The organism is Micromonospora sp. KLBMP9576 (genome assembly GCF_050941805.1).
Lineage (GTDB): Bacteria > Actinomycetota > Actinomycetes > Mycobacteriales > Micromonosporaceae > Micromonospora.
In genome coordinates, this window is the sequence record NZ_CP194567.1 from 1,660,776 (window position 1) to 1,682,840 (window position 22,065).

Consider the following 22,065-nt stretch of genomic DNA (forward strand, 5'->3'; position numbering starts at 1 on the left):
GGCGGGCGTTCAGGACGTCGGGGCAGAATGACCCCGTGACTTCGCCCCGGGAACTGGTCCTGCTCGGCTCCACCGGTTCGGTCGGCACCCAGGCCATCGACATCGTGCGGCGCAACCCCGAACGCTTCCGGGTGGTCGCGCTCGGCGCGGGGGGCGGCAACGTCGAGTTGCTCGCCGCCCAGGCCCTCGAACTGCGCGTCGACGCGGTCGGCGTGGCCAAGGCGTCCGCCGCGCAGGATCTCCAGCTCGCCTTCTACGCCGAGGCGAGCCGGCGCGGCTGGGCCACCGGCGACTTCAAGCTTCCGAAGATCTTCGCGGGTCCGGACGCCATGACCGAGCTGGCGCAGTGGCCCTGCGACGTGGTGCTCAACGCCGTCGTCGGCTCGCTCGGGCTCGCGCCGACCCTGGCCGCGCTGCGCGCCGGGCGTACGCTCGCGCTGGCCAACAAGGAGTCCCTCGTGGCCGGCGGCTCGCTCGTCAGGGCCGCCGTGACGCGGCCGGAGCAGATCGTGCCTGTCGACTCGGAGCACTCGGCGTTGGCGCAGTGCCTGCGCGGCGGCACCCGCGGCGAGGTGCGGCGGCTGGTCGTCACCGCCAGCGGCGGCCCGTTCCGGGGCAGGCGGCGCGACGAACTGACGCAGGTTACACCCGAGCAGGCGCTCGCCCACCCCACCTGGAACATGGGGCCGGTCGTCACGATCAACTCCGCCACGATGGTCAACAAGGCGCTGGAGGTGATCGAGGCGCACGAGCTGTTCGAGGTGCCGTACGCCGACATCGCCGTGATGGTGCACCCGCAGTCGGTGATCCACTCGATGGTCGAGTTCACCGACGGCTCGACGCTCGCCCAGGCCAGCCCGCCCGACATGCGGCTGCCGATCGCGCTGGGCCTCGGCTGGCCCGACCGGGTGCCCGGCGCCGCTGCCGCCGTCGACTGGACGGCGGCCCACACCTGGGAGTTCGCGCCGCTGGACGACGAGGCGTTCCCGGCCGTGGCGCTGGCCAAGGCCGCCGGGGAGGCCGGGCGCTGCCGGCCGGCGATCTACAACGCGGCGAACGAGGAGTGCGTGGCCGCGTTCGTGGCCGGCCGGTTGCCGTTCCTCGGCATCGTCGACACCCTCCAGCGGGTGTTGGAGGACGCCCCCGACTTCGACGAACCGGGTACGGTCGAGGACGTACTCGCGGCGGAGTCGTGGGCGCGCGCGCATGCGCAGGAGATCATCGAGGCGTCGGTGGAAGGAAGTTGATGGCGTACCTGCTCGGGGTGGTGCTCTTCGCCCTCGCGATCCTCATCTCGGTGAGCCTGCACGAGGCGGGCCACATGCTCACCGCCAAGGCGTTCGGCATGAAGGTCACCAAATACTTCGTCGGATTCGGTCCCACCCTCTGGTCCGTCAAGCGGGGCGAGACGGAGTACGGCGTCAAGGGCATCCCGCTCGGCGGCTTCTGCAAGATCGTCGGGATGACCGCCCAGGACGACGACGTCGACCCGGCCGACGAGCCGCGCGCGATGTGGCGGTACCCGGTGTGGAAGCGGACGATCGTGATGTCCGCCGGTTCCATCACCCACTTCGCCCTCGCCGTGGTCGCCCTCTGGATCATCGCGGTCAGCGCCGGCCTGCCCAACCCGGAGTTCCCGAGCACCGAGGCCGAGATCCGCAAGGAGCCGGCGGTCATCACGCTGTCGAAGTGCGTGGTGCCGGAGAACACCCTGCGCGAGTGCACCGCCGCCGACCCCGCCAGCCCCGCCGCCCAGGCGCAGCTTCGCGACGGCGACCGGATCACCGCGATCAACGGCACGCCGATCAACGACTACGGCCAGCTCCTCACCACCCTGCGCGGCCTCAAGCCGGGCGAGACGGCGCAGATCGCGTACGAGCGCGACGGCCAGCCGGCCACGACCAGCACCGTGCTCGCGCAGACCCAGCGGCCCCCGCTGGACGACCCGAAGGGTCAGGTCGCCGCGGTCGCCGCGCTCGGCGTCGGCCTCGTGCCCAGCACCCCGACCCGGGTCACGTACGGGCCGGTCGGCGCGTTCGGCGCGACCGCCGACTTCACCGGCGACATGGCGGTCAACACCTACGAGGCGATGAAGCGCATCCCGGAGAAGGTCCCGGCCCTCTGGGCGGCGATCACCGGTGAAGAGCGGGACATCGACACCCCGATCAGCGTGGTCGGCGCCAGCCGGCTCGGCGGCGAGGCGGTGGAGAACAACGCCTGGCTGCTCTTCTTCATGCTCTTCGTCTCGCTGAACTTCTTCATCGGCGTGTTCAACCTGCTGCCGCTGCTGCCCCTGGACGGCGGGCACATCGCCATCGCCTGGTTCGAGCGCGCCCGCTCCTGGCTGTACGCCCGCATCGGCCGCGCCGACCCCGGGCGCGTGGACTACCTCAAGCTCATGCCCCTCACGTACGCGGTGATCCTCGTCGGTGGCGTGTTCACGCTGCTGACCATCACCGCGGACGTCGTCAACCCCATCACGCTCTTCTCAAGGTGAGTGCCTGAAGTGACAGCTGTCAGTCTCGGTATCCCCGCCGTGCCGCCCCCGCCGCTCGCCCCGCGCCGGATCAGCCGCCAGATCATGGTCGGCTCGGTGCCGGTCGGTGGGGGCGCGCCGGTGTCGGTGCAGTCGATGACCACCACCCTCACCTCCGACGTCAACGCCACCCTCCAGCAGATCGCCGAGCTGACCGCGTCCGGCTGTCAGATCGTCCGGGTCGCCGTGCCCAGCCAGGACGACGTGGAGGCGCTGCCGGCCATCGCCAGGAAGTCGCAGCTCCCGGTCATCGCCGACATCCACTTCCAGCCGAAGTACGTCTTCGCCGCGATCGACGCCGGCTGCGCGGCCGTGCGGGTCAACCCCGGCAACATCCGCCAGTTCGACGACAAGGTCAAGGAGATCGCCAGGGCGGCCGGCGACGCGGGCGTGCCGATCCGGATCGGCGTCAACGCCGGCTCACTCGACAAGCGGCTGCTCGCCAAGTACGGCAAGGCCACCGCCGAGGCGCTGGTCGAGTCGGCGCTGTGGGAGTGCTCGCTGTTCGAGGAGCACGGCTTCCGCGACATCAAGATCTCGGTCAAGCACAACGACCCGGTGGTGATGATCCGGGCCTACCGCCAGCTCGCCGAGAAGTGCGACTACCCGCTGCACCTGGGCGTCACGGAGGCCGGCCCGGCCTTCCAGGGCACCATCAAGTCGGCGGTCGCCTTCGGCGCGCTGCTGGCCGAGGGGATCGGCGACACGATCCGGGTCTCCCTGTCGGCCCCGCCGGTCGAGGAGATCAAGGTCGGCAACCAGATCCTGGAGTCGCTCGGCCTGCGCGAGCGGGGCCTGGAGATCGTCTCCTGCCCGTCCTGCGGACGGGCCCAGGTCGACGTCTACAAGCTCGCCGAGGAGGTCACCGCCGGCCTGGAGGGGCTGCCGGTGCCGCTGCGGGTCGCCGTCATGGGCTGTGTCGTGAACGGCCCCGGCGAGGCCCGCGAGGCCGACCTCGGGGTGGCCTCCGGCAACGGCAAGGGCCAGATCTTCGTCAAGGGCAAGGTCGTCAAGACAGTGCCCGAGGCGCAGATCGTGGAGACGCTGATCGAGGAGGCGTTGCGCATCGCCGACGAGATGGGCGCCGAGCTGCCCGAGGAACTGCGCGGCCTGGTGCCGGGCGGCGCCACCGTCACCGTGCACTGATCCGTCGCGCCGTCGTCGACCGGCCCCGAGCGCCACCCGGCCTCGGGGCCGGTCGCGTCCTGACTCGCCACTCGACCCGCGCGACGGGGGGCGGATCTGGCAGGCTGGTAGCCGTGCTGACGGTGCCGGTACGGCAACTCGGGGAGTCGGAGCGCCGCGCGGTCGAGCGGCTGCTCGACCTCGACCCGTTCGCGGGGGCGCAGGTCGCCGAGCGGATCACCGCGCGGGGCCTGGCCTGGTGGCGGTCCGAGGGCCGGGTGCTGGGCTACGGCGGCCGCCGCAACCTGGAGTCGATCTGCTGGCTGGGCGGCAACCTCACCCCCGTGCTGGCCACCGGGCCGGCCGTCGCCGCCTACGCCGACCTCCTCGCCGGCGAGGAACGCCTCTGCTCGTCGATCGTGGGCCGCGCCGACGCGGTGCTCGGCCTCTGGGACCGGCTCTGCGACGTCTGGGGACCGGCCCGCGACGTACGCCCCAACCAGCCGCTGCTGGCCACCGACGCGCTGCCGGCGCTGCGGGCGGACCCGGACGTGCGGTTGGTGCGCGCCCACGAGATCGACCGGCTCTTCCCGGCGGCGGTGGCGATGTACGCGGAGGAGGTGGGCGTCTCGCCGCTCGCCGACGACGGCGGGCGCGGCTACCGACGCCGCGTCACCGACCTGGTCCGGGCCGGCCGCGCGTACGCCCGGTTCGTCGACGGTCGGGTGGTGTTCAAGGCCGAACTGGCGGTGGTGACCCGCCGGACCGCCCAGGTGCAGGGCGTCTGGGTGGCCCCCGACTGGCGGGGCCGTGGCCTGGCGTCGGCGGCGATGGCGGCGGTGGTGCGCGACGCCCTGCTGCGGGTCGCCCCGACGGTCAGCCTCTACGTCAACGACTTCAACCTGCCGGCCCGCCGGGTCTACGAGCGCTGCGGCTTCCGTCCCGTCGGCACCCTCGCCACCGTGCTGTTCTGATCCCTGCGGCTGTCCGACGCGTCCGATAAATACGTTGAGTCGGCCCGCCGGACCGCGCAGGCTGGATGCTCCGCCCAGGTCTTCGCGAAGGGACTCCTCATGCGTCTGCTCCGGGACCTGTGGGCGACCTCGCCCCGCCGAATGGCGGTCGTGACCTGCCTGGTCGTGCTCGGCGGGGTCGGTCAGGCCGCCGCCGCCGCGCTGGCCGGCCCGGTGCTGGTGCACCGCGCCGTCGGGTTCTTCGCACTGCTCGTCGTGGCGCTGGTCGCCGCCGTCATCACCGAACTCGTGGTGAGCCTGCTGATGGCGGGGCTGACCGCCGACTGGTCCGCCGACGTGCGCCGTCGGCTGTGTCGGGTCGCGCTCGGCCAGGACCTGCCGAGCCTGGAGACCACGCCGGTCGGCGAGCTGCTCGACCGCATCGACGGCGACGTCTACCAGGTCGCCGCCGCGGTGCGGGGGCAGGGCGTACGGATCGCGCAGGGGTTGGCCGCCGGCGTGCTGTCGACGGTCGTCGCCCTCGCGGTGTGGTGGCCGGCGGGCGTCGGGATGCTGCTGCTCACCGTGCTGCTGGTGATCGGCCTGCGCGGGCCGGCCGCCCGGATCGGGCCGGCCCGGATGGCCGAGGAGGAGGCCTGGTCCGACCTCGCGGCGGTGATGGAGGAATCCATCCACGGCCAGGACGACGTCCGCACCAGCCTGGCCCGCCCGTACGTGCTGCGCCTCTACGCCCGCCGGGCCGCCGAGGTGCTGACCCGGGGTCGCCGGGTGTGGCGGATGTCCGCCGAGGTCATCACGGTGGCCGCGAGCACCATCCGGGTGGGGATCGCGGCCGTGGTGCTCGGCGGCGCGTGGGCGCTGACCACCGGCCGGGTCGACGGTGCCCGGCTCACCGCGGTCTGGCTGCTCGCCATCGGCTTCGGGATGACCGTCGAGCACATCAGCCGGATGGTCCCCGAACTCCAGTACGCCCTCGGCGCGTGGGGCCGGGTGCAGTTGCTGGCGGACTCCCCGCAGGAGCCCGTGGGCGGGGCCGCGCCGACCGACGGGGACCTGGCCCTGCGGGGCCTCACCTTCCGCTACGCGGGCGCCGACGACGGGCGCGGACCCGCGCTGCGCGACGTCGACCTCACCTTCGTGCGGGGCCGCTCGTACGCCCTCGTCGGCCGCACCGGCTCCGGCAAGTCGACGCTGGCCAAGGTGCTGACCCGGGCCGTCGACGTGCCGCCCGGGACGGTCTTCCTGGCCGGCGACGACCTGTGCGACCTCGACGTCGAGGCGCTGCGCCGGTGGATCGCCGTGGTGCCCCAGCGCACCGAGATCCTCGCCGGCACCCTCGCCGAGAACGTCGCGCTGTTCGACCCGGACCTGCTCGACGCCGCCGTTCGGGCGCTGAGCGAGCTGGGGCTGGACGGTTGGATCACCGAGCTGCCCCACGGCCTGGACACCCGCCTCGGCGAGGGCGGGCACGTGCTCTCGGCCGGCCAGGAGCAGCTCGTCGCCTTCGCCCGGATCCTGGTCCGGCAACCGCACGTGGTGATCCTCGACGAGGCCACCGCCCGCCTCGACCCGGTCACCGAGGCGCGGGTGCAGCGGGCCACGGAGCGGCTGCTGCGCGACCGGATCGGCATCGTCATCGCGCACCGCCTCTCCTCCGTGCACCGCTGCGACGAGGTGGTGGTGATGGCCGACGGCGCGGTGCTGGAGGCCGGGCCGCTGCGCTCCTCGCACCGCTTCGCCGAGCTGCTCGCCACCAGCCACGCCGCCGCGTACGCCCTCGCGGCGCCGGCGGGCGGTGCGGCGTCGGCCGGCCGCTCCGGCGGGGTGGAGCTGCTGACCGGGCCGTCCGACCGGTGGCCCACCGGGCCGGGGGAGGCCGACCCGCCGGTCCCGTCGCCGCCCGGCCCGCCGGACGAACCGGGCCGGCGGCGGACGGCCGGCGACCAGACCGGCGGCGACCAGACCGGCGGCGACCGGGCGGGCGGCGACCAGACCGGCGGCGACCGGGCCGGCGGCGACCGGGCCGGCGGCGGGCGGACGGTCGACGGCCGGGCCGGCGCTGCTCGGCCCGCAGAGACCCGGGAACCGGAACCGACGACCGGGGACGGGCCGCGCGGACTGCGCGGCCTGCGGGAGATCCTGCGGCTGTGCGTCAACGACGCGCGCTACGGGCTGACCTCGCTGCTGCTGTTCCTGGTGCTCGTGCTGATCTGGCTGGAGGGACCGGTGCTGCCCTGGCTCTGGGCCGACCTGGTCGACGGCGCCGGCAGCCCGTGGAAACCGGCGCTGGGGATCATCGCCGGCCTGCTGGTGACCCTGCCGCTGCCGTACTTCACCAACCTGCGGTTCCCACAGTGGTGGGTCCGGCAGATGCTGCGGATCAGCCTGCGCCTGGTGCACGGCCAGACCGGGCCGCGTCGCGTCAGCCGGCACACGCCGGCCGAGGTGGTGGCCCAGGGCGGCGACACCGAGCGGGTGGTGCAGCTCGCCGACAACCTGATGGACCAGGCGATCTCGGTGCTGCTGCTGGTCGCGATGACAGTCGTCACCGGCAGCCTGGTACCGGGGTTCTTCTTCGCGGGCACGATGGTGGTCTCCGGGCTGGCGGCGACGCTGTTCGGCCCCAAACTGGAACGGTCCGCGCGGGCCACCGTCGCGGCCCGGCCGCGTTCGCCACCGCGCTGGTCTCCGCGCTGTCGGCCGCCCGTACGGTCAAACTCGCCGGGGCCACCCGCCCGGTGCTACGCCACCTGGCCGACCTCGACGTGGTCCGCAGCGACCGGCAACGCCGGGAGATCGCCGTGCAGGTCTGGTCCCGCTCGACGCCGTCGCTGGTCAGTGGCCTGTTGCCGATCGGCGCGTGGGCGCTGTTCCTGACCGGGCAGCTCTCGGCGGGCGCCACCCTGGTCGCGGTCGCGACCCTGTCCGCCGCCCGCTGGTTCTCCTGGACGACGGCGTCGCTGATCTCGCAGATCCCGTCGGCGCGGGTGTGGACGGCGCGGACGGTGGCGATGACCGGGGTGGCGGCGTATTCGGCGGGGGTGCCGGAGGTGGACCTCGGCGCGGGAGTCGCCCCGGCGCCCGTCGTACCGCCCCGGCACCCGCTGCGCCGGCTGGAGCTGACCGGCTTCGGCGTCCGGCACACCGACGGCACCGTGGCCGTGCGTGACGTCGACCTGACGGTGACCCGGGGGCAGCTCGTGCTGGTCGTCGGCCCGGTCGGCGCGGGCAAGTCGTCGCTGCTGCGGGCGCTGGCCGGCATCGCGCCGCACACCGGCCGGCTCACCTGGAACGGCGACCCCGTCACCGAGCCGGAGCTGTTCCTGCGCCCGCACCAGGTGGGCTACGTCGGCCAGCTACCCCGGGTGCTCTCCGGCACGGTGGCGGAGAACATCACCCTCGGCCACCAGGTGGACGCCGCCTCGGCGGTGTCCACGGCCCAGCTCGACCACGACCTGGCGGCGGCCGGGGGCGGCCTCGGGCTCCTGATCGGACACAAGGGCACCCGGCTCTCGGGCGGGCAGTTGCAGCGCCTCGCGCTGGCCCGGGCGCTCGCCCCGCGTACCGAGCTGCTGGTGGCCGACGACGTCTCCTCGGCGCTCGACGTGACCACCGAGCTGGCGTTGTGGCAGGCCCTGCGCGAGCACGGGGTGACCGTGGTGGGCTCCACCTCGAAGCGGGCGGCCCTGGTCCGGGCCGACCACGTCGTGGTCCTGCTGTCGGGCACGGTCGCCGCCCAGGGGCCCTGGGTCGACCTGGAACCCGACTGGTCCCACCTGGCCGGCTGACCCACACCCTCGCCCCCCGGGGCGACGGGTCGGCGGCCACCGACCACGGCGGGTGGGTCAGGTGGCGCGGGCGTACTGGGCCGGCCAGGTGGGGACGGCGCCGAGCTTGGCGGCGGCCCGGTGCGGCCAGTACGGGTCCCGCAGCAGCTCGCGCCCGAGCAGGACCAGGTCGGCGTCGCCGGCCGCGACGATCGCCTCGGCCTGCTCCGGTTCGACGATCAGCCCGACCGCGCCGCTGGGCACCCCCGCCTCCCGGCGCACCCGGGCGGCCAGCGGCACCTGGTAGCCCGGGCCGACGGGGATCTTCGCGGTGGCGGACGCCCCGCCCGAGGAGCAGTCGACCAGGTCCACCCCGGCGGCGGCCAGCTCGCGGCCGCGAGCACCACGCTGTCCTCGACCGTCCAGCCCGCCGGCTCCCAGTCGGTGGCGGAGATCCGGGCCAGCACGGGCACGTCCTCGCCGACGGTCGCCCGGACCGCCCGCGCCACCGCCAGGGTGAGCCGCATCCGGCCGGCCCGGTCGCCGCCCCAGCCGTCGTCGCGGTGGTTCGTCAGCGGGGAGAGGAACTCGTGCAGCAGGTAGCCGTGCGCGGCGTGGATCTCCACCGCCGCGAATCCCGCGTCGACCGCCCGGCCGGCCGCAACCGCGAACGCCTCGACGACGCCGGCGATGCCCGCCTCGTCCAGCGCGGCCGGCACCCGGTAGTCGGGCACGAACGGGGCGGACCCCGGGCCGACCGGTGTCCAGCCGCCCTCCGCGTCGGGCACCCCGCCCCGTCGGGGCGCCCACGGCCGGTACGTCGACGCCTTGAACCCGGCGTGCGCGAGCTGCACGGCCGGCACCGCGCCGTGCGCGGCGACGAACGCGGTCACCGGCCGCCAGGCGTCCACGTGCGCGGCGGACCACAGCCCGGTGTCCTGCGGGCTGATCCGCCCCTCGGGCAGCACGGCGGTGGCCTCGGTCAGCACCAGGCCGGTGCCGCCGACCGCGCGGGCGCCCAGGTGCACCAGGTGCCAGTCGGTGGGCAGGCCGTCCGGGCCGGCGGTGTACTGGCACATCGGCGCCAGCGCGATCCGGTTGGGCAGGGTCACCCTGCGCAGGGTCAGCGGGGTGAACAGGGCACTCATGCGGTCATCCTATTCAGCGACGGGGAATCTTCCGGTTCGGCGGATCGCGGCGGGACCCGCAACCGGGTCCCGCCGCGCACGGGTCAGGCCGGTACGGGGCTGAGGTCCTCGGACCGGCGCGGTGGGCCGGCGTCGGCGTCGGCGTCCGCCGGGTCGAGCAGCGAGCGCCGGCCGGCCGAGTCGTACGCGGCCCGGTCCAGGGTGCCCTCGCGGGCGGCGACGATCGTCGGCACCAGCGCCTGACCGGCGACGTTCGTGGCGGTGCGGATCATGTCGATGATCGGGTCGATCGCCAGCAGCAGGCCGGCGCCGGCCAGCGGCAGGCCCAGCGTGCTCAGCGTCAGGGTGAGCATCACGATCGCGCCGGTCAGGCCGGCGGTGGCGGCCGAACCGACCACCGAGACGAAGGCGATCAGCAGGTAGTCGGTGACCCCCAGGTCCACCCCGAAGACCTGGGCCACGAAGATCGCCGCCAGCGCCGGGTAGACCGCGGCGCAGCCGTCCATCTTCGTGGTGGCGCCGAACGGCACCGCGAACGAGGCGTACTCGCGGGGGACGCCGAGGCGCTCGACCGAGCGCTGGGTCACCGGCATCGTGCCCACCGAGGAACGGGAGACGAAGGCCAGCTCGATCGCCGGCCAGGCGCCCGCGAAGAAGCGCAGCGGGTTGAGCCGGCCGGCGGTCACCAGCAGCAGCGGGTAGACCCCGAACAGCACGATCGCGCAGCCGACGTAGACGGCGGTGGTGAACGTCGCGAGCGGGGCCAGCAGGTCCCAGCCGTACGAGGCGACGGCGTGACCGATCAGGCCGAGGGTGCCGATGGGGGCGAGCCGGATGACCCACCACAGCGCCTTCTGCACGATCGCCAGCAGCGCGCGGTTGATCGCCACGAACGGCTCGGCGGCCTCCCCGACCAGCAGCGCCGCCGCGCCGACGACGAGGGCCAGGAAGACGATCTGGAGCACGTTGCCGTCGACGAACGCGCCGACCGGGTTGGTCGGCACGATGCCGGCGAGGAAGTCGGTCCACGAGCCGGTCTTCGTGGGTGCCGTGGCGCCGGCGGTGTCGAGGTCGACGCCGCGGCCCGGGTTGGTCAGCAGGCCGAGCCCGATGCCGACACCCACCGCGATCAGCGCGGTGGCGCCGAACCAGAGCAGGGTCTTCACGGCCAGCCGGGCGGCGTTGGTCACACCCCGCAGGCTGACCACGCTGACCACGATGGCGGTGAAGACCAGCGGCGGCACGGCCAGCTTGAGCAGTTGGACGAAGAGGCCGCCGACGGTGTCGAGGGTGCTGGTGAGCCAGCTCAGGTCGTTGGCGCGGGCGAGGAAGCCGAGCGCCACGCCGAGGACGAGACCGAGCAGGATCTGCACGGAGAAGGGGATCTTGCGCAGGGCGGAAGCCATCAGGGGGTCCCAGGGTCTGGAGGTCGGAACGGGGCAGCGTCAGGAGAGCGGCTGCGCCGGACAGACGCCGCTGGCCTGCAGTCGGAGGTCGACATACAGGCGTACGGTCAGGTGCCAGACGTTGGTCATCGCCCGCCGAGGTTAGCCGCGAGCGTCGATGCGGCGGAAGGACCCGCCGCCGTGACGCTCCTTACCCGGGGCGCCGGAATAAACCCTCCCGGCACGAGGGGGCCGAAAGGTGCCCCCGCCTACCGGCGCAGGGCGGTGGCGGTGGCCGCGCCCCAGAGGAGCGCGACCAGCAGCAGCAACCGCTCCAGGACCGCGAGCAGGCTGCCCCGCCCGACGGTGACCAGGGCCACGGCGGTCGCGCCCGCCAGCGGCAGGGCCACCGCGAGGGCCACCCAGGCCAGCCGGCGCAGCGCCGGCCGGGCCGCCCGGGCGAGCGCGGTGGCCAGCATCGCGAACACCACCGCGGCCACCGCGAGGATGCTCGCCCCGCCGTGCACCAGGTCCGCCGTGGTGGCCCGCTCGAACGGCGGCAGCGGGCAGCCCGCGCTGCACGTCACCACCCCCGAGACCAGCGCGAAGACGCTCCCGGCCGCGAGCAGCGCGGTCGCGGCCCGCAGCGCCGGGGGCAGCGCCCCGGCGAGCAGCAGCACCCCGGCCGCCAGGGCGAGGACCCCGCCGCGGTACGCCGGGGCGTACGGGCTGTCGGTGACGCCCGCCTCACTGACGTACCCGGTCGGACCCGGACCGGGACCGGCCACCACGGCGACGGTCACCGCGACCGCGCCCGCGACGAGGCAGGCGAGGCAGGCCCACGCGGCGGCCCGGCGCGCGGCGGCGGCCCGACCGGCACTGCCCGGGTCGGGCCGGTGCGGCTCAGGCACGCCCGTGCGGCGTGGTCCAGCCGGAGGTGTCGGGGCCCAGCGGGACGATCCCCGTCGGGTTGATCGCCGCGTGCGTGCCGTAGTAGTGCCGCTTGATGTGGTCGAAGTCGACCGTCTCGCCGAAGCCCGGGGTCTGGAACAGGTCCCGCGCGTACGCCCAGAGCACTGGCAACTCGGTGAGCTTGTGCCGGTTGCACTTGAAGTGCCCGTGATAGGCCACGTCGAAGCGGACCAGGGTGGTGAAGAGCCGCACGTCGGCCTCGGTGATCGCGTCGCCCATCAGGTAGCGCCGGCCCGCCAGCCGCTGCGACAGCGCGTCGAGGCGGGCGAACAGCGCCGTGAACGCCTCGTCGTACGCGGCCTGGGAGGTGGCGAAGCCGCACCGGTAGACCCCGTTGTTGACGTCCCGGTGGATCTCCGCCATCAGGGCGTCCAGCTCCGGCCGCAGCGCCTCGGGGTAGAGGTCGGGCGCCCCGGGCCCGTGCAGGCTGCGCCACTGGGTGGACAGATCCAGGGTGAGCTGCGGATAGTCGTTCGTGACCACCCGGCCGGTGCGCGTGTCGACGAGCGCCGGCACGGTGACCCGCCCGGTGTAGTCGGGATCGGTGGCGAGGTAGGCCTCGGAGAGGAAACCGACGCCGAGCACCGGGTCGAAGCCGTCCGGGTCGAGGCTGAACCGCCAGCCCCGCTCGTCGCGGACCGGGTCGACCGTGCCGAGGGAGATCACGTCCTGCAGGCCGAGCAGGTCGCGCACGATCCGGGCCCGGTGTGCCCACGGGCAGGCCCGGCACCAGATCAGCCGGTAGCGGCCCGGCTCCAGCGGCCACCGGTCCTGCGCGTCCGGCCCGCCGCCGGGCGGCGAGTCGGAGTCCGGCGTGACCCGGCCGGTGAACCGGTTGGGCTGGCGGACGAACTCGCCGCCACCACTGGTCTCTGCGCTGAACTGGGCCCGGGCCATGCCACCAACCTATCCGCCGCGCTCCGCGGATACTCTGGCGGCGGGCGTCGCCGGGTCCGGGGGCGTCCGCCTCCCGCCCCTTCCCACCCCGAAGGACCGCACCGATGACCGTGGCATACCTGGTGGCCGGTGTCCGCACCCCGATCGGCCGGTACGCCGGCGCCCTCGCCGGCGTCCGCCCCGACGACCTGGCCGCGCACGTGATCCGGGAACTGGCCGCCCGACACCCGTCCGTGGACTGGGCCCGGGTGGACGATGTCGTCCTGGGCTGCGCCAACCAGGCCGGCGAGGACAACCGCAACGTGGCCCGGATGGCGGCACTGCTCGGCGGGCTGCCCGAGCAGGTGCCCGGCAGCACGGTCAACCGGCTCTGCGGCTCCGGCCTGGACGCCCTCGCCATCGCCGCCCGCTCCATCGTGGCCGGCGAGGCCGACCTCGTGGTGGCCGGCGGGGTGGAGAGCATGAGCCGCGCACCGTTCGTGCTGCCGAAGGCGACCACCCCGTTCGCCCGCACCGCCGAGGTCCACGACACCACCATCGGCTGGCGACTGGTCAACCCGGCGATGAAGAAGCAGTGGGGCATCGACTCCATGCCGGAGACGGCGGAGAACGTCGCCGCCGAGTACGGCGTCGGCCGCGCCGAGCAGGACGAGTTCGCGTACCGATCGCAGCGGCGGGCCGCGCGGGCGCAGGCCGACGGCCGGTTCGCCGAGGAGATCGTGGGCGTGACCGTGCCGGCGGGCCGGCGGGAGACGAAGCTCGTCGAGGTCGACGAGCACCCCCGGGAGACCTCGCTGGAGAAGCTCGCCGCGCTGCCCACCCCGTTCCGTGCGGGCGGCACGGTGACCGCCGGCAACTCCTCGGGCGTCAACGACGGCGCGGTGGCGCTGCTGGTCGCCTCCGAGGCGGCCGTGGCCCGCTACGGCCTCACCCCGCTGGCCCGGGTCGCCGGGGCCGCCTCGGCCGGCGTGCCACCGCGGGTGATGGGGGTCGGGCCGGTGCCGGCCACCCGCAAGCTGCTCGACCGCCTCGGCCTCGGCCTCGCCGCGCTCGACGTGATCGAGCTGAACGAGGCGTTCGCCGCGCAGTCCGTCGCGGTGCTGCGCGAGCTGGGCCTGCCGGCCGACGCCGAGCACGTCAACCCGAACGGCGGGGCGATCGCGCTCGGGCACCCGCTCGGCGCCAGCGGCGCCCGGCTGGCGTTGACGGCCGCGCTGGAGCTGCGCCGCCGGGGCGGGCGACGGGCACTGGCCACGATGTGCGTCGGCGTCGGGCAGGGCATCTCGCTGCTGCTCGAAGCCGCCTGACCGAAGCGGACGCACCCCGGCGCCCCGACCGGGCGCCGAGGATAGGCGCCCCGGTCCCGTCGCCAGGCGGCGGTCACGCACAGTGCCTGGGTCGGCACGGGCGCCGGGTTGCCGGCGAAGTGGGGTCGCGGGACCTCCCGGAGCCGGGACCACGCGGCCTAGAGTGGTGAGCACCACACGATCCGCGGGTCGGCCGGTGTGCCTCCGCGTGCCCGCACGCGCCCCGACACCGGTTCCCTCCCGCACCGCGGCGACGACTTGGGGTGCAGCAGTGCAGATGCCGGACGGACTTCCCGCCGAGATCGACCTCTCCCGGCCGAGCGCGGCCCGCGTGTACGACTACTTCCTCGGCGGGGCGCACAACTTCGAGATCGACCGGCAGCTCGCCGAGCAGATCGCCGCCATGACCCCCCACCTGCCGGCGACCATGCGGGCCGGCCGGGAGTTCCTGCGTCGCGCCGTGCGGGCGCTGCTCGACGCCGGCATCGACCAGTTCCTCGACATCGGCTCCGGCATCCCCACCGTCGGCAACGTGCACGAGGTCGCCCAGGCGGCCAACCCGAAGGCCCGGGTGGTCTACGTCGACATCGACCCGGTGGCGGTGGCGCACAGCCGGGAGTTGCTCGCCCGCGACGAACTGACCGGGGTGATCCACGCCGACCTGCGCGAGCCGGAGCGGATCCTCGCCGAGGCCGCCGGCCTCGGGCTGCTCGACTTCGGCCGGCCGCTGGGCATCCTGCTCGCCGGGGTGGTGCACTTCGTCGGGGACGCCGACCGCCCCGGTGACGTCCTCGCCACGCTCCGGGCCGCCGCGGCCCCGGGCAGCCACCTGGTCATCTCCCACTCCACGTTCGAGGACCAGCCGCAGGAGATGCTCGACGCGCAGCGCCTGTCGAAGCGCACCGACACCGAGATCACGCTGCGCTCCCGGGCTGAGGTGACCAGCTTCTTCGGCGACTGGACGATCCTGGAGCCGGGGGTGGTGCACATGCCGTTGTGGCGTCCCGACTCGCCCTCGGACGTGGACGAGCACCCGGAGCGGTTCGGCGCCTTCGGCGGCGTCGCCCGGCACGACGAGCCCACCGCCTGATCCGATGGCCGCCGTCCCGGAACGCGGCGGCGACGACCTCAACCGGTCGGGCGCCCAGCGGTACGCGGCCGAGTGGGCCCGGGCGGTGCGCCGGCTCGGTTTCGTGCCGCTGAGCGCGGCCGAGACCGAGCGGCTGCTGCACCTGCACACCGTCCGGCTGGCCCGGGCCCTGCTCGCCGAGCCGTTCTCGCCCCTGCCGGGCGAGGAGGTCGGGCGGGCGCTGGTCGGGGAGCACCTGACCGAGCCCCGGATGCTCGACTGGTCGGTGCGCGCCCTCGGCGAGCGGCTTCCCGCGCACGTACTGCCGGGTCCGGCCCACCGGCCCGGGACGGCGGAGCGGGTCGCGGCGTTGCAGGGCGCACTCGCGGCCGGTTTCGCGCGGGCCCTGCGCGAGCGGACCTTCGCGCAGCAGGAGCGGATCGCCCGGTCGGCCTGGCAGGCCCGCGACGAGGTGGAACAGGCACTGCGCGACAGCGAGGCCCGCTTCCGGGCGGTCTTCGTGGGCGCGGCCACGGGGATCGGCATCGCCGGCGTCGACGGTCAGATCATCGACGTCAACCAGGCGTTCGCGGACATGCTCGGCTACTCCATCGAGGAGCTGCGGCGGGCCAACGTGGCCTCGCTGTTCCACCCCGACGACGCGGCCGGCATGTGGGAGCTCTACCAGGAGCTGATCGAGGGCAAACACGAGAGCGCCCGGGTCGAGAAGCGCTACTACCGCAAGGACGGCAGCGTGGTCTGGACCAACCTGTCCGTCTCCCTGATCCGCCACGACGACGGCCGGCCCCGGTTCACCGCCGCGATGATCGAGGACATCACCGAGCGGTACGAGCTCCAGCAGCGGCTGCGCTTCCAGGCGCTGCACGACCCGCTGACCGGCCTGCCCAACCGGACCCTGTTCTTCGAGACGCTGGGCCGCGTCTTCGACGCCCCCGACGCCGCCCACCGGGTCGGGATCTGCTTCCTCGACCTGGACGGCTTCAAGGCGATCAACGACAGCCTCGGCCACGATCTCGGCGACCGGCTGCTCGTGGTGATCGCCCGGCGGCTGGCCGAGTGCGTCGCGGGCCGGGGCCACCTCGTCGCCCGGATGGGCGGGGACGAGTTCGTCATCCTGGTCGACGACGGCGCCGGGCTCGACGAGGCGGTGGAGGTCGCCGAGGTGGCCCTCGCGTCGGTCCGCGCCCCGATCCACATCGGCGAGCACCAGCTCGCGGTGACGGCGAGCGTGGGCGTCGTCGACTGCCCGGTCGGCGCCACCAGCGCGTCGGAGCTGATGAAGGCCGCCGACTCCACGCTCTACTGGGCGAAGGCGGAGGGCCGGGGCCGGTGGGCGGTCTACGACCCGGAACGCGGTGCCCGGGACCTCGCCCGCTCCGCTCTGGCCGCCAGCCTGCCGGCGGCCCTGGACCGGGGCGAGTTCGTGGTGCGCTACCAACCGATCGTGTCCCTGCTGGAGGGCTCGATGCTGGCCGTGGAGGCGCTGGTGCGGTGGCAGCACCCGGAGCTGGGGCTGATCGGGCCGGACCGGTTCATCGGCCTGGCCGAGGAGACCGGTCTGATCGTCCGGCTCGGCGAGTGGGTGCTGCGGCAGGCCTGCCGGGACGCGGAGGCGTGGCGGCGCGAGTTCCCGCAGGCCCGCCTCGTGGTGAGCGTCAACCTGGCCGCCCGGCAGGCCGACGACCCGGGCATCGTGGCCACCGTCGCGGACGCCCTGGCCCGCTCCGGGCTGCCGGCGGAGCTGCTGCAACTGGAGCTGACCGAGAGCGCGGTGATGGGCACCGCCGGGGAGCCGTTGCGGTCGCTGCACCGGCTGGCCGCGCTGGGCGTACGGCTGGCTGTCGACGACTTCGGCACCGGCTACTCAAACCTGGCGTACCTGCGGCGGCTGCCGGTGCACTGCCTGAAGCTGGCCGGGCCGTTCGTCGAGGGCATCCGCGGCGAGGCGACGACCGACCACCGGGACGAGCGGATCGTGGACGCGCTGGTCCGGCTGGCGCACGCGCTGGAGCTGTGGGTGACCGCCGAGGCGGTGGAGACCGCGGTGCAGGCCGAGCGGCTGCGCGCGCTGCGCTGCGACACCGGGCAGGGCCTCTTCTTCGGCCCGCCCGCCCCGGCGGCCGAGATCACCGCCCGGCTGCGCGGCGACGAGCGGGGGGCGACGGCATGAGCCTGACGGACAGCGAGGCGGCGGTCGCCGTGCTCGCCGGGTTGGCGATCCTCGCCGGGCTCGCGGGCGTGGTGGTGCCCGGTCTGCCGGCGCTGCCGCTGTGCTGGGGCGGGGTGCTGCTCTGGGCGCTCCTCGGCGGCGCCGGGCCCGGCCGCTGGGCGGTGCTGGCCGCCGCCACCGTCGTCGCCGTCGGTGGCACCGTCGTCAAGTACGCCTGGCCGGGGCGCAACCTGAAACGCACCGGCGTGCCCACCTCGTCGCTGCTCGCCGGCGGCCTGCTGGGGCTTGTCGGCTTCTTCGTGATCCCGGTGGTCGGGCTGGTGCTGGGCTTCGTCGGCGGGGTCTGGGCGGCGGAGCGGCTGCGGCTGGGCGACTCCCGGCTGGCCTGGCCGGCGACCAGGCAGGCGGTGGCGGCGGCCGGCCTGTCCATGCTCGTCGAGTTCCTCGCCGGCCTGCTCGTGGCGGCGCTCTGGGCGGCGGGCCTGCTGCTCGCCTGACCGCCGCCGTTGTCGTCGCCGCCGTCGTCGTCGTCGCCGTCGGTGCGGGCGCCGGTCGGGTGGTGGAGCCGCCGGCGGGGTCGAGGGGGGGTGCGGCGACGCGGGGCGGGCGTCGGACACGGCGCAGCGCCGTGCGGTGAGAGAGAGGTGACGTGCCCCGCGCCGCCGCGGTGTGCCGGGCGGTCCGAGCGCCCGGCGGTGACCCGTCGCGATCGGGCCTGGCCACGGGCTCAAGCATGCGTCGGACCTACCGGGGCGGCAACGCAATTAGCGGACCCGGGCCGGCGCCGGGGCGGGCGCCACAGGTGCGGCGGGGCCCCGACGGTTGGCGCGACCCCGCGTGGGGCATTGACGGTGCTCAGGTCCAACCAGTAGACCTTGGTGATGGAGGCCCGCCGATGAGGAAAGCTCCGCTCACGTTGGAACAGCTTCGGGTCGCCGTGGCCGAGGGCGAGATCGACACCGTGGTGCTGGCCCTGGTCGACATGCAGGGCCGGTTGCAGGGCAAGCGGTTCCACGCCCCCTTCTTCCTCGACCAGGTGGTCGCGCACGGCAGCGAGGGGTGCGACTACCTGCTGGCGGTCGACGTCGACATGAACACCGTCGACGGGTACGCGATGTCGAGCTGGGAACGCGGGTACGGCGACATCGCCATGGTGCCGGACCTGGACACGCTGCGCCGGGTGCCCTGGCAGCCGGGCAGCGCGCTGCTCCTGGCCGACCTGGCCTGGCCGGACGGGGCCGCTCCGGTTCTCGCCTCGCCCCGGCAGATCCTGCGCCGGCAGCTCGACCGGCTGGCCGCGCACGGGCTGACCGCGTACGCGGGCACGGAGCTGGAGTTCGTGCTGTTCCGCGACTCGTACGAGGACGCCTGGCGACGCGGCTACCGCGACCTCACCCCGGCCAACCAGTACAACGTGGACTACTCGTTGCTCGGCACCGCCCGGGTGGAGCCCCTGCTGCGCCGCATCCGGCGGGAGATGGCCGGGGCGGGGCTCACCCCGGAGAGCGCGAAGGGGGAGTGCAACCTCGGCCAGCACGAGATCGCCTTCCGCTACGACGAGGCGGTGGCCTGCGCCGACCACCACGTGATCTACAAGAACGGGGCGAAGGAGATCGCCGCCCAGGAGGGCATGTCGATCACCTTCATGGCCAAGCCGAACGCGCGGGAGGGCAACTCCTGCCACATCCACTTCTCGCTGCGCGACGCCGAGGGCCGCTCGGCGATGCTCGGCGACGGGCCGGCGCACCTGTCGGTGACGGGGCAGCGGGTGCTGGCCGGGCTGCTGGCCACCATGCGCGAGTTCAGCCTGCTCTTCGCCCCGAACATCAACTCGTACAAGCGTTACCAGCCGGGGTCGTTCGCGCCCACCGCGCTGCGCTGGGGCACCGACAACCGCACCTGCGCGCTGCGGCTCGTCGGGCACGGGCAGGGCATGCGGGTGGAGAACCGGGTGCCGGGGGCGGACGTGAATCCGTACCTGGCCATCGCGGCCCTGGTGGCCGGCGCGGTGCACGGCATCGAGCAGGAGCTGGAGTTGGGCGAGGAGTGCACCGGGAACGCGTACGACGATCCGGGCGCCGACCGGGTGCCCGCCACGCTGCGTGACGCCCTGGTCCTCTGGGAGGGCTCGCCGGTGGCCGCCGGGGCGTTCGGCGAGGAGGTGGCCGCCCACTACGCCAACCAGGCGCGGGTCGAGCTTTCGGCCTACGACGCGGCCGTCACGGACTGGGAGCTCTTCCGTGGCTTCGAGCGTCTCTGACCGCCCGGCGACCGGGCACCCCGGGCCCGCGGCCGGGGGCGTGGGCGGCTTCCGTCGCGGTGCCGGCCCCGCGATCACCCGTCGAGAGGGGTGGGGTGCGTGAGCGAGGTGCTGAACCCGGCGACGGGAGAGGTCGTGGGCTTCGTGCCGGCGTCGTCGCTCGCGCAGGTCGACGCGGCGGTCGGGCGGGCGGATGCGGCCTTCCGGCGGTGGCGGGCGGTGGCCCCCGGCGAGCGGGCCCGGGTGTTGCGGCGCTTCGCGGCGGTCGTCGATGCGCACCTGGAGGAGCTGGCGCGCCTGGAGGTGCGCAACAGCGGGCACCCGATCGGCAACGCGCGGTGGGAGGCGGGCAACGTCCGCGACGTCCTCGACTACTACGCGGGCGCGCCGGAGCGACTCACCGGGCGGCAGATCCCGGTGCCGGGCGGGCTGGACGTGACGTTCCACGAGCCGCTCGGCGTGGTCGGGGTGATCGTGCCGTGGAACTTCCCGATGCCGATCGCCGCCTGGGGCTTCGCGCCGGCGCTCGCAGCCGGCAACACCGTGCTGCTCAAGCCCGCCGAGCTGACCCCGCTGACCGCGCTGCGCCTGGCCGAGTTGGCGCGTGAGGCGGGCGTGCCCGACGACGTGTTCACCGTGCTGCCGGGGGCCGGGTCGGTGGTGGGGGAGCGGTTCGTCACCCACCCCGCCGTCCGCAAGATCTGCTTCACCGGTTCCACCGAGGTCGGCACCCGGATCATGGCCGGCTGCGCCGCGCAGGTGAAGCGGCTGACCCTGGAGCTGGGCGGCAAGAGCGCCAACCTCGTCTTCGCCGACGCCGACCTGGAACGGGCGGCGGCCACCGCGCCGTACGCCGTCTTCGACAACGCCGGGCAGGACTGCTGCGCCCGGTCCCGGATCCTGGTGCAGCGGCCGGTGTACGACCGGTTCCTGGAGCTGCTCGAACCGGCGGTGCGGGCGCTGCGGGTGGAGGACCCGGCCCGGGAGGGCGCCGAGATGGGTCCGCTGATCTCCGCCGCCCAGCGGGACCGGGTGGCGCGGTACGTCGACGGGGCGAACGTCGCCTTCGCCGGCTCCCGCCCCGACGGCCCCGGCTTCTGGCACGCCCCGACGGTGCTGCTCGCCGACTCGGTGGCGGACCGGCACTGGCGCGAGGAGATCTTCGGCCCGGTCGTCTCGGTGCTCCCGTTCGACGACGAGGCCGACGCGGTCCGGCTCGCCAACGACACCGAGTACGGGCTGTCCGGCTCGATCTGGACGCGGGACGTGGGCCGGGCGCTGCGGATGGCGCGGGCCGTGGAGGCGGGCAACCTCAGCGTCAACTCGCACTCCTCGGTGCGCTACTGGACGCCGTTCGGCGGGATGAAGCGCTCCGGGCTGGGCCGCGAGCTGGGCCCGGACGCCCTGCACGCCTTCACCGACGTCAAGAACGTCTTCATCGCGACGGAGGAGTGAGCAGGTGAGTGGTCGTCTTGAGGGCCGGGTGGCCGTGGTCACCGGGGCGGGCAGCGGGATCGGCCTGGCCACCGTGCGGCGCTTCGCCGCCGAGGGCGCCCGGGTGGTCTGCGTGGATGTCGACCCGCAGGCGGGTGGGCGGGCCGCCGAGGAGGTCGGCGGCGAGTTCGTCGCCACGGACGTGGCCGACGAGGCGGCCGTGCGGGACCTCTTCGACGGGGTGGCCGAGCGGCACGGGCGCGTCGACGTCGCGTTCAACAACGCGGGCATCTCCCCGCCGGAGGACGACTCGATCCTGACCACCGGGCTGGACGCCTGGGAACGCGTGCTGCGGGTCAACACCACGAGCGTCTACCTCTGCTGCAAGTACGTCATCCCGCACATGCGCCGGCAGGGCCGGGGCTCGATCATCAACACGGCGTCGTTCGTGGCGCTGATGGGGGCGGCGACCTCGCAGATCGCGTACACGGCGAGCAAGGGCGGGGTGCTGGCGATGACCCGGGAGCTGGGCGTGCAGTTCGCCCGCGACGGCATCCGGGTCAACGCGCTCTGCCCCGGCCCGGTCGCCACGCCGCTGCTGCTCGAACTCTTCGCCGCCGACCCGGAGCGGGCCGCCCGCCGGCTGGTGCACGTGCCGATGGGGCGCTTCGGCAGGCCGGAGGAGATCGCCGCCGCGGTGGCGTTCCTGGCCAGCGACGACTCGTCCTTCATGACCGCCGCGCAGTTCGTCGTGGACGGCGGCATCACCGGCGCGTACGTCACCCCGCTGTGAGCCGGCCCTGACGGGCCGTGCGGCGACGGTGTCGAACGTCACAGTGGTCGGCCGGTAGTTCCTGGTCGGGGCGGTGTGGCAGCCGACACCGGGGCCCGAAACGCGCGCTGGCCCGGTGTCGGGCGAGCTGTCGTCGCGCGCGCGGACGAGCACGGCACGCCGCTGCCGCACGCCCGGCGCCCGGATGGGCGGGCGTAAGCAGCGCCT

At 74.5% G+C, this 22,065-nt stretch carries 18 protein-coding genes; 13 read left to right on the forward strand and 5 right to left on the reverse strand.

The window, feature by feature from the left end; translation table 11 throughout:
* Positions 1–35: 35 nt before the first annotated feature.
* The 6 genes from dxr to ACQ452_RS07515 all read left to right on the forward strand — a co-directional run bounded on the left by dxr (position 36) and on the right by ACQ452_RS07515 (position 8,423).
* Positions 36–1,247 carry a 1-deoxy-D-xylulose-5-phosphate reductoisomerase gene (gene dxr / locus ACQ452_RS07490; RefSeq protein ID WP_433391432.1) on the forward strand — a complete coding sequence of 404 codons (1,212 nt, stop codon included), beginning with the start codon at positions 36–38 and terminating at the stop codon, positions 1,245–1,247.
* Positions 1,247–2,497: a M50 family metallopeptidase gene (locus ACQ452_RS07495; RefSeq protein WP_433391412.1), complete on the forward strand. Its 1,251-nt coding sequence runs from the start codon at positions 1,247–1,249 to the stop codon at positions 2,495–2,497. Before dxr ends, ACQ452_RS07495 begins: the two co-directional genes overlap by 1 nt.
* 9 nt (positions 2,498–2,506) lie before the next feature.
* Positions 2,507–3,682 carry a flavodoxin-dependent (E)-4-hydroxy-3-methylbut-2-enyl-diphosphate synthase gene (ispG, locus tag ACQ452_RS07500; protein WP_433391415.1) on the forward strand — a complete coding sequence of 392 codons (1,176 nt, stop codon included), beginning with the start codon at positions 2,507–2,509 and terminating at the stop codon, positions 3,680–3,682.
* A gap of 113 nt (positions 3,683–3,795) precedes the next feature.
* Positions 3,796–4,635, forward strand: coding sequence for a GNAT family N-acetyltransferase (locus ACQ452_RS07505; protein WP_433391418.1), 840 nt, complete (start codon positions 3,796–3,798; stop codon positions 4,633–4,635).
* 99 nt (positions 4,636–4,734) lie between these two features.
* Positions 4,735–7,512 (forward strand): ABC transporter ATP-binding protein, encoded by a 2,778-nt coding sequence (locus tag ACQ452_RS07510; RefSeq protein ID WP_433391435.1) that lies wholly within the window; start codon positions 4,735–4,737, stop codon positions 7,510–7,512.
* Positions 7,437–8,423, forward strand: a complete 987-nt coding sequence (locus ACQ452_RS07515; RefSeq protein WP_433391438.1) for an ATP-binding cassette domain-containing protein — start codon at positions 7,437–7,439, stop codon at positions 8,421–8,423. Before ACQ452_RS07510 ends, ACQ452_RS07515 begins: the two co-directional genes overlap by 76 nt.
* A gap of 57 nt (positions 8,424–8,480) precedes the next feature.
* Here the strand turns inward: ACQ452_RS07515 and ACQ452_RS07520 are convergent, their stop codons facing one another.
* From ACQ452_RS07520 to ACQ452_RS07540, 5 genes are all read right to left on the reverse strand, one after another.
* Complete coding sequence (locus ACQ452_RS07520) at positions 8,481–8,666, reverse strand: hypothetical protein (RefSeq protein ID WP_433391441.1); 186 nt, start codon at positions 8,664–8,666, stop codon at positions 8,481–8,483.
* On the reverse strand, positions 8,642–9,550 hold the full coding sequence (locus tag ACQ452_RS07525; protein WP_433391444.1) for an oxidoreductase: 909 nt from the start codon (positions 9,548–9,550) through the stop codon (positions 8,642–8,644). The genes ACQ452_RS07520 and ACQ452_RS07525 overlap by 25 nt, the downstream gene beginning before the upstream one ends.
* Before the next feature lie 83 nt (positions 9,551–9,633).
* Positions 9,634–10,944, reverse strand: coding sequence for a dicarboxylate/amino acid:cation symporter (locus ACQ452_RS07530; protein ID WP_433394023.1), 1,311 nt, complete (start codon positions 10,942–10,944; stop codon positions 9,634–9,636).
* A 260-nt stretch (positions 10,945–11,204) separates the two neighbouring features.
* Positions 11,205–11,846 (reverse strand): DUF998 domain-containing protein, encoded by a 642-nt coding sequence (locus tag ACQ452_RS07535; protein WP_433391423.1) that lies wholly within the window; start codon positions 11,844–11,846, stop codon positions 11,205–11,207.
* On the reverse strand, positions 11,839–12,804 hold the full coding sequence (locus tag ACQ452_RS07540; protein ID WP_433391426.1) for a glutathione S-transferase family protein: 966 nt from the start codon (positions 12,802–12,804) through the stop codon (positions 11,839–11,841). Before ACQ452_RS07540 ends, ACQ452_RS07535 begins: the two co-directional genes overlap by 8 nt.
* Positions 12,805–12,908: 104 nt before the next feature.
* On the opposite strand from ACQ452_RS07540, the gene pcaF reads away from it, so the two are divergent.
* The 7 genes from pcaF to ACQ452_RS07575 all read left to right on the forward strand — a co-directional run bounded on the left by pcaF (position 12,909) and on the right by ACQ452_RS07575 (position 21,858).
* Positions 12,909–14,111, forward strand: a complete 1,203-nt coding sequence (gene pcaF / locus ACQ452_RS07545; protein WP_433391446.1) for a 3-oxoadipyl-CoA thiolase — start codon at positions 12,909–12,911, stop codon at positions 14,109–14,111.
* Positions 14,112–14,388: 277 nt separating this feature from the next.
* The gene (locus ACQ452_RS07550) at positions 14,389–15,201 is read left to right on the forward strand and encodes an SAM-dependent methyltransferase (protein WP_433391449.1); all 813 of its coding nucleotides are present in this window, start codon (positions 14,389–14,391) and stop codon (positions 15,199–15,201) included.
* Between the two features lie 4 nt (positions 15,202–15,205).
* A complete protein-coding gene (locus ACQ452_RS07555) occupies positions 15,206–17,371 on the forward strand; it encodes a putative bifunctional diguanylate cyclase/phosphodiesterase (RefSeq protein ID WP_433391452.1) in 2,166 nt (721 codons plus the stop codon).
* Positions 17,368–17,868: a DUF456 domain-containing protein gene (locus ACQ452_RS07560; protein ID WP_433391455.1), complete on the forward strand. Its 501-nt coding sequence runs from the start codon at positions 17,368–17,370 to the stop codon at positions 17,866–17,868. The genes ACQ452_RS07555 and ACQ452_RS07560 overlap by 4 nt, the downstream gene beginning before the upstream one ends.
* A 398-nt stretch (positions 17,869–18,266) precedes the next feature.
* On the forward strand, positions 18,267–19,631 hold the full coding sequence (locus ACQ452_RS07565; protein WP_433391458.1) for a glutamine synthetase family protein: 1,365 nt from the start codon (positions 18,267–18,269) through the stop codon (positions 19,629–19,631).
* 99 nt (positions 19,632–19,730) lie between these two features.
* Positions 19,731–21,086: an aldehyde dehydrogenase family protein gene (locus tag ACQ452_RS07570; protein WP_433391461.1), complete on the forward strand. Its 1,356-nt coding sequence runs from the start codon at positions 19,731–19,733 to the stop codon at positions 21,084–21,086.
* 4 nt (positions 21,087–21,090) lie between these two features.
* Positions 21,091–21,858 (forward strand): 3-oxoacyl-ACP reductase, encoded by a 768-nt coding sequence (locus ACQ452_RS07575; RefSeq protein WP_433391464.1) that lies wholly within the window; start codon positions 21,091–21,093, stop codon positions 21,856–21,858.
* Positions 21,859–22,065 lie beyond the last annotated feature (207 nt).